14 protein-coding genes are annotated in these 11822 nt (G+C 61.3%); 5 read left to right on the forward strand and 9 right to left on the reverse strand.

Annotated elements, in window-relative coordinates:
* Positions 1–9 precede the first annotated feature (9 nt).
* Positions 10–507: an SRPBCC domain-containing protein gene (locus tag AAGF34_RS04120; RefSeq protein ID WP_342619367.1), complete on the reverse strand. Its 498-nt coding sequence runs from the start codon at positions 505–507 to the stop codon at positions 10–12.
* Complete coding sequence (locus AAGF34_RS04125) at positions 504–872, reverse strand: metalloregulator ArsR/SmtB family transcription factor (RefSeq protein WP_342619368.1); 369 nt, start codon at positions 870–872, stop codon at positions 504–506. Before AAGF34_RS04125 ends, AAGF34_RS04120 begins: the two co-directional genes overlap by 4 nt.
* 157 nt (positions 873–1029) lie before the next feature.
* Between AAGF34_RS04125 and AAGF34_RS04130 the strand changes: the two genes are divergently transcribed.
* A complete protein-coding gene (locus AAGF34_RS04130) occupies positions 1030–1755 on the forward strand; it encodes an aldolase (RefSeq protein WP_342619369.1) in 726 nt (241 codons plus the stop codon).
* Positions 1756–1852: 97 nt separating this feature from the next.
* Positions 1853–2317 carry a hypothetical protein gene (locus AAGF34_RS04135; protein ID WP_342619370.1) on the forward strand — a complete coding sequence of 155 codons (465 nt, stop codon included), beginning with the start codon at positions 1853–1855 and terminating at the stop codon, positions 2315–2317.
* A gap of 30 nt (positions 2318–2347) precedes the next feature.
* Here AAGF34_RS04135 and AAGF34_RS04140 read toward each other — a convergent pair whose 3' ends face one another.
* The 4 genes from AAGF34_RS04140 to AAGF34_RS04155 form a co-directional block, all read right to left on the reverse strand.
* The gene (locus tag AAGF34_RS04140; RefSeq protein WP_342619371.1) at positions 2348–2596 is read right to left on the reverse strand and encodes a DUF3297 family protein; all 249 of its coding nucleotides are present in this window, start codon (positions 2594–2596) and stop codon (positions 2348–2350) included.
* Between the two features lie 20 nt (positions 2597–2616).
* Positions 2617–2841, reverse strand: a complete 225-nt coding sequence (locus AAGF34_RS04145; protein WP_342619372.1) for a zinc ribbon domain-containing protein — start codon at positions 2839–2841, stop codon at positions 2617–2619.
* Positions 2842–2923: 82 nt separating this feature from the next.
* Complete coding sequence (locus tag AAGF34_RS04150; RefSeq protein WP_342619373.1) at positions 2924–5083, reverse strand: FUSC family membrane protein; 2160 nt, start codon at positions 5081–5083, stop codon at positions 2924–2926.
* A 2-nt stretch (positions 5084–5085) separates the two neighbouring features.
* Positions 5086–6423, reverse strand: a complete 1338-nt coding sequence (locus AAGF34_RS04155) for a TAXI family TRAP transporter solute-binding subunit (RefSeq protein WP_342619374.1) — start codon at positions 6421–6423, stop codon at positions 5086–5088.
* Between the two features lie 151 nt (positions 6424–6574).
* On the opposite strand from AAGF34_RS04155, the gene AAGF34_RS04160 reads away from it, so the two are divergent.
* Positions 6575–7783 carry a multidrug effflux MFS transporter gene (locus AAGF34_RS04160; protein ID WP_342619375.1) on the forward strand — a complete coding sequence of 403 codons (1209 nt, stop codon included), beginning with the start codon at positions 6575–6577 and terminating at the stop codon, positions 7781–7783.
* A gap of 28 nt (positions 7784–7811) precedes the next feature.
* Here the strand turns inward: AAGF34_RS04160 and AAGF34_RS04165 are convergent, their stop codons facing one another.
* Positions 7812–8267: a universal stress protein gene (locus tag AAGF34_RS04165; protein ID WP_342619376.1), complete on the reverse strand. Its 456-nt coding sequence runs from the start codon at positions 8265–8267 to the stop codon at positions 7812–7814.
* A 140-nt stretch (positions 8268–8407) separates the two neighbouring features.
* On the opposite strand from AAGF34_RS04165, the gene AAGF34_RS04170 reads away from it, so the two are divergent.
* Positions 8408–9100 carry a dienelactone hydrolase family protein gene (locus tag AAGF34_RS04170; protein WP_342619377.1) on the forward strand — a complete coding sequence of 231 codons (693 nt, stop codon included), beginning with the start codon at positions 8408–8410 and terminating at the stop codon, positions 9098–9100.
* On the opposite strand, the gene AAGF34_RS04175 is transcribed toward AAGF34_RS04170, so the two are convergent.
* Both AAGF34_RS04175 and AAGF34_RS04180 read right to left on the reverse strand, forming a co-directional pair.
* On the reverse strand, positions 9097–9408 hold the full coding sequence (locus AAGF34_RS04175) for a hypothetical protein (RefSeq protein WP_342619378.1): 312 nt from the start codon (positions 9406–9408) through the stop codon (positions 9097–9099). The two genes, AAGF34_RS04170 and AAGF34_RS04175, sit on opposite strands and share 4 nt — an antisense overlap.
* A 79-nt stretch (positions 9409–9487) precedes the next feature.
* On the reverse strand, positions 9488–9931 hold the full coding sequence (locus AAGF34_RS04180; RefSeq protein WP_342619379.1) for a hypothetical protein: 444 nt from the start codon (positions 9929–9931) through the stop codon (positions 9488–9490).
* 385 nt (positions 9932–10316) lie between these two features.
* Here AAGF34_RS04180 and AAGF34_RS04185 point away from each other — a divergent pair, with 385 nt between their 5' ends.
* Positions 10317–11690 carry a sigma 54-interacting transcriptional regulator gene (locus AAGF34_RS04185; protein ID WP_342619380.1) on the forward strand — a complete coding sequence of 458 codons (1374 nt, stop codon included), beginning with the start codon at positions 10317–10319 and terminating at the stop codon, positions 11688–11690.
* The last annotated feature ends 132 nt before the right edge of the window (positions 11691–11822 follow it).

Consider the following 11822-nt stretch of genomic DNA (forward strand, 5'->3'; position numbering starts at 1 on the left):
GGTTCCCATTCAAGGTGTTTGCAATAACGCCAGATAGCTTTCCAGCACATCCAGATTGCCGCTCCAGCCCTGGGTCATGCTGGCGTGGCTTGCGTCGAACATCGCCTGCTCTTCTGCGGTGGCTTCGTGAGCTGCCCACTCGATGGTCAACAGCGTGGAGTCGCCCTGCTCCTGCAAGGTGGTGACCGAATGGGTGTAAAGCGGCCAGGTGGACGTCCAGGGGTTGCGGGTGACGTTGCCCTGCGGGTCCGAGAAGCATTGAATCAACGCAATCTTCTCAGGCTCCACGATTTCACGAATCAGCCACTTACCCCATAGCTCCATGCCTTCGGCCGTCTTCATGGAGTAGTGGAAGGTGCCCCCCACGCGGAAGTCCAGATCGCAGAAAGGCATGGTGCTGCCCTTGGGGCCAAACCAATGGGGAAGGTGCTGGGCCTGCGAATACACGTCCCACACCAGTTGGCGTGGCGCCTTGAGCAGGCGCTGGATCTTGAATGGGGTGCTCATGGGATGTTCTCCTTTGTGGGGGTACCGGTGGTTGGGATATCGGTCTGCAAGGTTTGCAAATAGTCCTCCAGCCGGTCCAGGCGCTCTTCCCAGTGCTGGCGGTACTGGGCAACCCAGTCGGCTGCCTCCATCAGCGGCTTGGCCTGCAGCTTGCACGGACGCCATTGGGCCTGCCGGCTCTGGCTGATGAGCCCGGCGCGCTGCAGCACCTTGAGGTGCTTGGTCACCGCTGGCGCGCTCATGGAAAAGGGCTTGGACAGATCGCTCACCGAGGCCTCTCCCTGCGACAGCCGCGCCAGGATGGCGCGCCGCGTCGGGTCCGCAAGGGCGGCGAAGGTGGTGCTCAGGGTGTCGGGTGGTTGCAAAACAAACCTCTTAATTAACCAATTGGTAAATTAAAGGCAATTTCCTGAGACAAGTCAAGAAATTTCGATGATCACCGACATCGTCTAGAGACACCCGCCACCAATCTGCGCACTGGATGGTGCAAAAATGGCAACTCACTACCTCTTGACTGCGGCCATGAACCAACATTTGCAAGACTTTGAATCCGAAACCGTGACGCAATTGCGTGAGGACCTGGCGCTGGCGCTGCGCGCAGCAGCCTTTCATGGCTTGGCCGAGGGTGTCTGCAACCACTTTAGTGTGGAATTGCCCGACGCATCCGGGCGTTTTCTGCTCAATCCACGCGGCCTGCTCTGGCAGGAGATACAGGCCGACGACATCGTGCTGATCGATGTACACGGCAACAAGCTGGCCGGGCGCCACGCAGTGGAGCCGACTGCCATGTTCATCCACGCGGCCATCCATCGCATTGCCGGCAAGGCCTGCGTGCTGCACACCCACATGCCCTATGCCACGGCCCTTACTCTCACGGCCAGGCGCGCACTGGACACCTGCCTGTCGCAAAACGCCATGCGATTTCATGGCCGTGTCGCCGCCGACGCGCACTACAACGGGCTGGCGCTGGACACATCCGAAGGAGAGCGCATTGCCAACGCCATGCAGGGCGCTGATGTGGTCTTTCTTGGCAACCATGGCGTGGTGGTCTGCGCCCAGCGCATGGACTATGCGTACGACGACCTCTATTACCTGGAGCGTGCCTGCCAGGTCCAGGTACTGGCCCAAAGTACCGGTGCGCCCGTGGTTCCCGTGGCGGCCGATATCGCCCACAAGGTCATGGAACAGACCATTGGCGAACGGCTGCAGTCTGAACTGTTCTTTGCCGCCTTGCGAAGGACTCTGTAGGCGCTTGGTACCACTGCATTTTTCCCTACGGTTAAGGCGCGAACAGCCGATAACCAGTTAGATGAAATCAGTGACGCAACCAAGAGGGCCACACAGAATGACCACGTCCACATTGCAAAGGGCCATGCCCACGGAACTCCAGGTATTGGTATGGAGTGGGCAACTTCGAAAGACCACGTTCTACGAATACTCCGCAATCCGACTGCTATCCAACGCGGTGTGCTGTGTGCGCAATGCCAAGAACCGGGATTTCAGTGCCATGGGACGGTTCTTCATGGCCAACGAGGGCATTCACTCGCTCTGTCTGGGTGTCTTGTACCTGCATGGCCTGCTACCCACCGGCCTGGTAGGGCACCGCTCCATGACCATGCAGGTGGGGTGTGAGCAGATGCACCTGCCGCACGCCTTGCGCGACCAGATTCTCTACGCCAACACCCACCGCGAACTCATCAGCTATGGTTCCACCGAGCCTGTGGAAGAAGACGAGGCCAGCCATCTGACGGTGCTGGGTGACGCGGCGATCACACAGGCGCGTTATGTCTTTCCCGACTGGTTCATGTAGGGCTGGCTACAGCCCTACTTTGGTGGGGCTTTACTTGTAGAACGCCTCGACCTTGCCTTTGATCTTGATCAGCAGCGGGCGTCCTTTGCGGTCCAGGGTCTTGCCGGCCGGGACCCGCACCCATCCTTCGCTGACGCAGTACTCTTCCACGTCATGGCGCTCCTTGTCGTTGAAGCGAATGCCGATATCGTGTTCAAAAATGGCAGCGACGTGATGCGGGCTGCGCGGGTCAATGGACAGGTGGTCCGGCAGTTCAGGGCGATTGGTTGACTCAGTCATGCGAATGGGCTCTTTCAGATTCAGTGCAGTTGGCAGGCGCCCGGACCATCCGGATGCCCGCAGGAGCCACACGGTCCGCTCAGGACGGCTGGGGCCGACTCGGTCACTGCGGTAGTTGCGAAGACAGAGAGCTTCTTTTCCAGGCTGACGGAGTGGCAAGCGGGGCACTCGGGCGTACTGCCGGAGCGCACCAAGGTTTCGAATTCCTTGCCGCAATCGCTGCAGGCGTATTCATAGATGGGCATGTGATCCTCTTACCCCCGCAACGGGGTGCATAGCGGGCGCAACTGTACCACTGCCAGCCCCGGCGTTTGGCCGCAACATCTGTCAGTCGGCATCCTCTCGTACCATGGCAATCTGAGCCGCAAGGCCCGATGCCAGCTCCAGGCGCCGCAGCAACCACGGTGTAAGGTCTCCCTCAAACGGGTCCGGCAATATGTGCTGCGTGGGCGCGGCCGAGGCATCCCATTGCACAACCCCGGACGAAACGCCGCGCGTCAGTGCCGCCTCAATGCGCTCTGCCGTGTTGACCAGGGGCTGGGCAATACGATCCTGCTCCAGCCTTGCGCGGCGCAGCAGCAACATGGTCTTGATCGAAGTGAGCTGCGCCAGCAGCTGGTAGCTCAGCGCCAGTATGCGACCCAACGGCTCCAATTGCGGACGCACGGCGCGCGGTTCGAACAGGGCGCGCTGAGTGGCCTGCACCAGGGCGGACAGGGTTTCATAGCATTCGCGCCGGGCCAGCCGCCACTCCAGTTCCGGTGCACTCGCCTGCCTTTGTACACGGCCCAGGTTCAGTGAAATGCGCGCATAGCGGGCCTGGGCAGCCCGGGCCCGTGCGACCAAGGCGGATATGCGGTGCCGCTCCCAGGACGGCAGCACGTAGCTGAAACCCCAGGCAATCGACACACCCATCAGGGTATCCGCAATACGCTCCAACTCATCAAACACCGGACTGGCACCCACATTGATCATGTGCGCCTGCACCAGCCCCAGCACCGTGGCCGCGATGGCCGTGAACAGGTAGCGCCGCAATGCGAGTGCGTGGGCGATGGCCTGCGCCACCGTGACCACCAGCAGCATGGTGACCACGGAGACATGCGCGGCCAGGATGAGGCCCGCCAGTACACAACCAATCAAGGTGCCCATGACACGGCTGTTGCGGCGCTCCAGCGTCTGCGCCAGGCTGCCGCGCAGCACCACCACGATGGTGAGCAGGATCCAGTAGTCGTGCGTGCCCCAGGGAAGCACCAGACCCAGCACATAGGCAAAACCGATGGCCAATGCAGCGCGTATCGCGTGGCGCATGGTGGGCGCGTCCCACTGCCACACGGTCAGAAAGGGACGCAGCGACCATGCGGTGCTGCTGACGAACATCTGCCAGGTCTGCTTGATCAGCTCCGAGTCGGGCATTGCCGCACCACGTGCCAGGGCGCTGGCGCGCATCGCTTCATCGCTGAGATTGCCAACCCGGTTGGCCAGGCCACGGGCCAGGACGGTGATGTGCGAATCTCCGACGCCAGGCGCACTCTCCCAGGACAATGCCGCAAGCAGTGGCCGCCGGTCCACGATGGGAGCCGGCGTGCGCCGGAACAGCAGGGCATCAGCCAGGTCCTCCATGTCCTGGGCAATGTCCCGCAGCACATCGCTCAGCCCCTGCATGGCCTGGAAACTGCCCGTCGATGCGCGCAGCAGATCCAGATCCAGTTCACACGCGGTCAAATGGTCGCGCATCTCCAGGATGAGAAGCAGGATGCCGGCAAGCCGCTGCCTGGGCGGCGAATCCGGGGACTCCAGCACGATGTCGCGCGCGCTCTGCAACTGGTCCGTCAGCGCGGCCTGCTGGCGCAGCAGCACGCCAATCAAGGGTGCTGGGTCGCGCCGGTCGGCCTGCGCAATGCGCATGAACTGCTCGGCCTGGCTACGCATCAGTTGGGCCAAAGCCATCAGGGTATCGGCCAGCATCTGGGTGCGGTAGCGGCTGTTGAGCAGGCGATTGGCCAACGGCGAATACACCAGGTACAACGCAGCGCCCAGCCCAAAGTAGAGTGAGCTGGTCAGTGCGCCTGCACCGGAGTGGTCCGGAAAGGCCATGGAGAAAATCATGGCAAACATCAGCGATACCGCGATCGGCAATCCCCGCTTGCCCCAGGCGCCGCCCAGAAACGCCACAAACGTCGCCGGTACTAACACCAGCCCCAGCCACACCGGCGCATTGCGTAGCGCCTGCACCACGAAGAACAGAGGCAATCCCATCACAGCCGCAGGCAGCAAGTGCCAGAACTTGCCCTTGACGGGAGAGGCCTGGTCGGGCGGGATGCAGACGATGACACCTATGGAAGTTGCCGCGGCAGCCGCCGCACCCAGCAGCCAATGCACCACGCCGGTAATCAGCAGCAACCCCAGAGCCGCCGACACGCCATTGGCCACGTAGTAACTCAGCAGCCCGCGCAGCAGGGGCTTGATGTCCGTTGCTTTGCCAGTCACCGTCAAGCTCCTGCAGTCGCTGCCTGCATCTGCCGCCTGACCAGATCAATATGCTCCTTGAGCATGTAGGCGTGCTCGGAAAAGGCCAGCGGCAATACGGCATGGGTGACCTTGTGCTCGATCTGGTCCAACTGGCGCAGCAACTCTTCGCGCGACTCGGATGCATCGGGTGAGCGCACCTGGATTTCCAAGTACTTGAGCTCGCCATACCAGCGATAGATGCGCCGGCGAATACGCCAACCGTACAGCGCCGGTGCGGTACGCAATACCGGCACCAGAATGGCCAACAAGGGGATGATGGCCAGGGCCGCGCGATCTACCAACGTGGCCAGCCAGAAAGGCAGATACCGCTGCAGGAATGGCGGGCCGGACTGGTAGAAGCGGGCCGCATCCTTGCTCAGGGGAAAGTCGGTGTCCTTGACTGCAGGAAAGGCCTTGGGTGCGTTGAGCAGGTCGGCTCCGCCATGGGTCTTCTGCATGGCCTTGAGCAGCAGCGATACCAGAGCGGGATGCAGACTCTGGGTGACCACTACGGTGGTGGTGGTGGCCAGCAAATTCAGGTCGTGTGCGGGCCGATTGGAGCCCAGATCCCATGCGCCGTGCGGCAACACCAGGTGGTGCAAATAGGGGAACTGCCGGGTGTACGCCTCGGCCTGGTCCAGGTTCATGATGCGGATGCCGGGTGTTGCCACCAGCTCGCGCACCATCGCGGATTCAGGCGCTCCAATGAAGATGCCCGCATCGACCTCCCCTTGCTGCAACAGCTTTTGCGCCGCTGCCCGGCCCACGGTGACGAAGCGGCTGTTCTTGGCGTCCACGCCGTTGGCCTGCAGCAGACGCAGGGCGAACACATGGGTGCCGGAGCCCGGTGGGCCGACCGCAATGCGTTGCCCCTTGAGTGCGGACAGGCGCGTCTGTAGGTGGCGGTCACGATAGAAAATCCAGATCGGCTCATACGACACCGAGCCGAGCGACACCAGGTCCACATCGGAATCGCTGGCACGACTTTCCTCGGTATCCGACAAGCCATCCTGCAGGAAGGCAATGCGCGCCGCGTCATCCTCGTCCCGCAGCCGCTTGACGTTGTCCAGCGCACCACCGGAGGACTGCACCTCCAGCTCCACACCATCCTGCGCCAACTCCTTGGCGTAGCGGTTGGCAAAGTCCAGGTACTCGCTGTCTTCGGCGCCGGTAGCGATCACCACATGGCGCGACGGTGCCGGGTCGATGAAATGCAGGGCAGCCCACACCGCCACGGCGACTGCCGCTGCGACCGGCAGGGCGGAGGCCAACGCATCCCTCCAGGAAAAGCGGCGAAACCAGGCTATTGTTTTTCCCATACGACTCTCAAAAGCACCCGTGTTTGGTTGGCAGCCCCCAGCAGGGGCGGGGAAGTGTGCGCAGTCTAACCTGCATCAAACAGGCCTATCGCACGCCCGCGCGCATGGCTTGGACTTCTTTGTTATCTTCCACGGTTCCCTGCGCATCACCATGAACAACAACTTCTTACAAATTGCCATGGTCCTTGGCCTGTTGTCAGCCATCGGACCTTTTGCCATCGACATGTACCTGCCTGCCCTGCCGTCCATCGGCAGCAGCCTGGGCGCTTCGGCTGGTGCCGTCCAGATGAGTCTGATGGCCTTCTTCATCGCCCTGGGACTGGGGCAGATGGTGTATGGCCCGGCATCGGACATGTTTGGGCGCAAGCGTCCCCTGTATTGGGGACTGGTCATCTTCGCCGTGGGCAGTGTGGGCTGTGCGCTGGCGCCTGACATCCAGACCCTGGTTCTGTGGCGCCTGGTGCAGGGCACCGGCGCTTGCGCTGGCATGGTGGTGCCGCGCGCAGTGGTGCGCGACCTGCACACCGGGCCGGAGGCGGCACGCCTGATGGCGCTGCTGACCCTGGTGTTCAGCGTGTCACCCATTCTGGCGCCCCTATTTGGCAGTTTTCTGATCGAATGGAGCGGCTGGCGTGCAGTGTTCTGGGCCGTTACGGTGGCGGCGGTGCTCGCAATGGTGTTGCTGGCCATGGCGCTGCCAGAAACCCGCTCAAAGGAAAGTCGTATCGGCAGCAGTGTGGGCAGCGCCCTGCGCGGATACGGCGTGCTACTGCGTGACGGCCATTTCATCGGACTGGTGCTGATTGGCGGCTTTGGCATCTCCAGCTTTTTCGCCTACCTGGCCAACTCGTCCTTTGTTCTCATCAACCACTACGGCCTGACACCGCGCGAGTACAGCTTTGCCTTTGCGGCCAACGCTGCGTCCTTCATCGGCATGTCGCAGCTCACCGGCCGCATGGTCAAGCGCTTTGGCATGGTGCCTTTGGTGCGTGGCGGCGTAGCCTGCTACGCGGCAGTGATGACGCTGCTGATGGTGCTGCATTGGGCCGGGTTCGAAGGACTTCCTCTGATCATTGCCCTGCTCTTTGTCGGCTATGGTTTTCTGGGTCTGGTGATGCCTTCGGCTGCCGTGCTGGCGCTGGACGAGCATGGCGAGATCGCCGGCACGGCCTCCGCGCTGATGGGCACACTGCAGTTCATGACCGGAGCTGCCGTCATGGCCCTGGTGGGACTGTTCGTGGATGGCACGGCCCGCCCGATGTTGGCGGGCATTGCGGGTTCCGCACTCGTGACCTTGCTGCTGACTGCAATCACTCTGCGCGGACATCGCGCCGACAAACCACACCAGCCGACCGCCTGAGCGGCGCGGCCTATACGCCCGTAGCTGCCTACTCCTGAGGTTCCACCTCCGGTGGGCTTTGCGGCTGTGCGATCAGCACCGGGACCGGACAGGCGTGGAGCACTTCGTTGGACACCGAGCCCATCAAGGCCCGACGCAATCCGCTCTGGCCGCGTGCGCCCATGATCACCATCTGGCAGCCAAAGCGCTCCACGATGTCCACAATGGTGTGCGCCGGGTCGCCCTGGGCGACTTCGCTTTCGTAGGCAATGCCGGCGGCTTCCAGCAATGCCTGGGCAGATCGCAAGGCATGCATACCGGCATCGGCACTGACCTGCTCAATCACTTCCGGGTTGTGGGCCACGATCAGCTCGTACAGATTGGCTGGTTCCTGCACATTGGCCAGAACCACGTCTGCGCGCAACCCATCTGCCACCAGACGGATGGCAAACCGTACGGCCTCCAATGAAAACTCCGATCCATCCACGGGCAACAACAGCTTCATGGCGCGCTCCTTTGTTTTAGTCATGAACCAGTGTATGCAGTTTCAAGTTCCCGGGGTAACAGAATTCGCAACCTTCGGCACAAAATGCAAAACCGTGGCAGCATGCACGCCGTTGTGGTCTATTTCAAGAGGAGAGAGACATGGGATCTTCAATCAATTTTCAACGCCCCGACGGCAAGACGGTGCAGGGCTACCTCGCTGAACCGGCACAGGCCGCGGGCGCTCCAGGCGTGGTGGTGATCCAGGAATGGTGGGGCCTGAACGCGCAGATCCGCGGCGTGGCAGACCGGTTGGCAACTGCGGGGTACCAGGCGTTGGTGCCAGACCTGTACCGGGGCAATTCCACCGTGGAAGCAGAAGAGGCGCACCACCTGATGTCGGGACTGGATTTTGCCGACGCGGCGTCACAGGACATTCGTGGCGCAGTGCAGTTTCTCAAGGCCCGCACGTCCAAGGTGGGCCTGACCGGCTTCTGCATGGGCGGCGCTTTGACGCTGCTGGCACTTACGCAATCCCCGGAAATTGATGCCGGTGTGGTCTGGTACGGTTGCCCTCCACTGGAGTACATCGACGCCAGCAAGATCCGCGCGCCCATCCTCGGTCATTGGGCCACGCAGGACGAATTCTTCAAGGCGGAAACGGTAAATCTGCTGGAAGACAAGTTGCGTGCGGCGGATGTCAACCTGGAGTTCCACCGTTATCTGGCGCACCATGCCTTCGCCAACGAAACTGCGGTAGGTCCCGGTCGCATTCCAGCCACGCAGTTTGATCCTGTATGGGCCCAGCAAGCCTGGGATCGCACACTGCGCTTCTTCGGTCGAACCTTGGGCTAACGGCCTTCGATCCGGACGCTCGGCACCTCCGTTGCCTCCACGTCCACAACATCGGCTGACGCAGGACGCCGCCCGGCGCCTGCGGACCACGCCCCTTGCTGAAAGGGCCCTGCTGCCTGCTTGAACCGTGTGAAGGTCGCGCCCACCTGTGGCCTACGTCCCGTCAACAGCGCGCGCAACACGACAAATGCCAGAACGGCGATGCCGATTGCGACCAGGCACAACACCAGCACAGTCACCAGCGCGACGAAAGTGAGTTTGAGCAATTTGCGCAAGGCAAATGCCAGCGATTCCAGAACAAGTTGCATAGGCCGATTTTGCACCCGGCGGCAGATGCCCTGATACGCGTGGGGCTGCTGCCCAACAAAGACGTAGGGAATGCAGGGCTCAGGGCCTGTCGGATGGCAACGCAACGGTCAAATGGCTGTCGATGTCAGCGGGCATATCCATGAATTGACGCCACCCCTGCAACACGGCCTTGTATTGCCCCAGCGTGCACGACCAAAGCGGCCAGCTTGCGCTTTCGCCATAGACCACATGTTCAAAGGTCGCTTGGGAGCGCGTGAGAAAGTGTGAGAAATATTTCCCACCCCATTCAGCAGCATCGATCTCGCCTCTCTCCAGTTTGCCTATGTCTTGCAGCGCCGCATCGCAGAGTTGCGGCTGCTGTTCAGGAAAGTCAGAGGTGACGGCGGAGAGGAGGTATTTGCTGAATTCATAGACAACGCCTTCAGGTACATTCATCACGGAGGCGACCTTCTCCAGTCGGGGGGACTGGTCGCTGCGGCTTGCTCCCTTGTGTGACCTGCGGTAGCGGAAATGCACATCCATTGCTTTCTCCTCCAATGAGACTTTGGCAAATTGCCAGGCGTGCAACCGGAAGACGCGGAACCCGTTCAAGCCGGGCCTCATGCCCAATCGCGGCGACCGCATCACCGAGGGTGAAAGTTCGCTTGGAAACATGCGGGGTCGATTGCTGTGCCGATCCGGCAAATTAGAAGACAACAGAAGTCTTCACACTGTAAATCCCACTTAGCAATCACCGTGCCCAAGGCCCGGACAAACACAATGCACGGGCCGCAACTTGCGGTGAATCTGGAAGCGGAGCAAGTTGATGAGTCAGGTACCGACATTGAGATCTTCCGATCGATTCGAAGCATCCTTCTCTTTATTGGCGACAGACAAATCCATGGAGTCGGACGAGGTCCGAAAGCTGTTGCAAGTCGCCACAGACTCCCTGCTTGGTCACATTGCCACCATGTGCGAAGGTGCACTCATTGTGGACAAGGACGCCCGCATAGTGTGGATGAACGAGCGCTACCCCCATCGCCTGGGCATCACCGATCTCGCTGGGACCATCGGTAAACCGGTGGAGCAAATATTGCCCAATAGCCTGATGCGCACCGTGGTGGAAACCGGTCGCCCGATCATGCTGGACATCATGGAGTTTGGATCTGAGAGCTTTGTCGTGGTGCGCCTGCCTCTGCGCGACGGCGACCACAACATCATCGGTGCGATCGGAATAATTCTGCTCGACAATGCTTTGGGACTGGCGCCTCTTGTCGGTCGCTACAACCGACTCCGGCAAGACTATTCGGATGCACAGAACAAGCTTGCACTGGCGCGCCGAGCCAAGTACACACTCGGCAGCATCGTCGGCGGTTCACCCGCCTGCATTCAGCTCAAGCTCCAGGCGCGCCGCGCCGCGCGCTCCAACGCTGCCGTGCTGATCCAGGGTGAAACGGGCACGGGCAAAGAGTTGCTCGCCCAGGCCATACACAACGCCAGTGACCGCGCCAGCAAGCCCTTTGTTGCAGTCAATATCGCGGCCATTCCGGCGAACCTGCTGGAATCCGAATTCTTCGGCCACGCTGCCGGTGCATTCACGGGCGCTGACCGCAAGGGGCGCGAAGGCAAATTCAAGATGGCAAATGGTGGCACGCTGTTTCTGGATGAAATTGGCGACATGTCTGCCGCCGTCCAGGCCAAGTTGCTGCGCGTATTGCAGGAAGGGGAATTCGAGGCACTGGGCTCCAATCGACTGGAGACCGTCGACGTGCGCATTGTTGCAGCGACCAGTTGTGACCTGCAGGTCGAGATGGCCGCAGGTCGCTTTCGCCCCGACCTGTTTTACCGCCTCAACGTAGTCAGCCTACACGTGCCACCACTACGGGAGCGGACTTCGGACTTGCCCGCCCTGTGCGAGCATCTGTTGGACAGCCTGACGCAAAAGCTCAGGCTGCCCCCTCGGGAAATCACGCCCGACGCGCTGAATCGGCTGGCACAGCATGCCTGGCCCGGCAACGTTCGGGAGTTGAGCAACATTCTGGAACGGGTGCTTCTGATGAGCGATGCAGACACGATCACCCTGGAAGCGGTGAACGCAGTGCTCCCAGCAGCCGCCCCTAACCCTGCAGAACCAGTAGCTGCCGCAGCGTTCACGTTAACCGATACCTTGCGCAATGCCGAAAAAATTGCCATAGCGCAAGCACTGCTTGCATGTGCTGGCAATCGCACGCGTGCAGCACAGCAGCTGGGCATATCGCGGACCAGCCTGTATGAAAAGGTGACGCTGCACGGGCTTTCCTGAAAAGACATCCGGAGAAGCGGACACGCCGTCCGGTGCGCCAGACACATTGCAGGACAAAACCCTCTAAACGCAGGGTTTACCCGTGACGAATCCCCCGCATTTTGACTGGCAAGACTTTTGCAAAGTCCCAGC

The organism is Rhodoferax sp. GW822-FHT02A01 (assembly GCF_038784515.1).
Classification (GTDB): domain Bacteria; phylum Pseudomonadota; class Gammaproteobacteria; order Burkholderiales; family Burkholderiaceae_C; genus Allorhodoferax.

What these genes read in the sequence shown, in the direction of transcription:
- AAGF34_RS04120 (WP_342619367.1), bottom strand. Translation starts at nt 507, where the DNA reads ATGAGCACCCCATTCAAGATCCAGCGCCTGCTCAAGGCGCCACGCCAA.
- AAGF34_RS04130 (WP_342619369.1), top strand. Translation starts at nt 1,030, where the DNA reads ATGAACCAACATTTGCAAGACTTTGAATCCGAAACCGTGACGCAATTG.
- AAGF34_RS04135 (WP_342619370.1), top strand. Translation starts at nt 1,853, where the DNA reads ATGACCACGTCCACATTGCAAAGGGCCATGCCCACGGAACTCCAGGTA.
- AAGF34_RS04140 (WP_342619371.1), bottom strand. Translation starts at nt 2,596, where the DNA reads ATGACTGAGTCAACCAATCGCCCTGAACTGCCGGACCACCTGTCCATT.
- AAGF34_RS04145 (WP_342619372.1), bottom strand. Translation starts at nt 2,841, where the DNA reads ATGCCCATCTATGAATACGCCTGCAGCGATTGCGGCAAGGAATTCGAA.
- AAGF34_RS04155 (WP_342619374.1), bottom strand. Translation starts at nt 6,423, where the DNA reads ATGGGAAAAACAATAGCCTGGTTTCGCCGCTTTTCCTGGAGGGATGCG.
- AAGF34_RS04160 (WP_342619375.1), top strand. Translation starts at nt 6,575, where the DNA reads ATGAACAACAACTTCTTACAAATTGCCATGGTCCTTGGCCTGTTGTCA.
- AAGF34_RS04165 (WP_342619376.1), bottom strand. Translation starts at nt 8,267, where the DNA reads ATGAAGCTGTTGTTGCCCGTGGATGGATCGGAGTTTTCATTGGAGGCC.
- AAGF34_RS04170 (WP_342619377.1), top strand. Translation starts at nt 8,408, where the DNA reads ATGGGATCTTCAATCAATTTTCAACGCCCCGACGGCAAGACGGTGCAG.
- AAGF34_RS04175 (WP_342619378.1), bottom strand. Translation starts at nt 9,408, where the DNA reads ATGCAACTTGTTCTGGAATCGCTGGCATTTGCCTTGCGCAAATTGCTC.
- AAGF34_RS04180 (WP_342619379.1), bottom strand. Translation starts at nt 9,931, where the DNA reads ATGGATGTGCATTTCCGCTACCGCAGGTCACACAAGGGAGCAAGCCGC.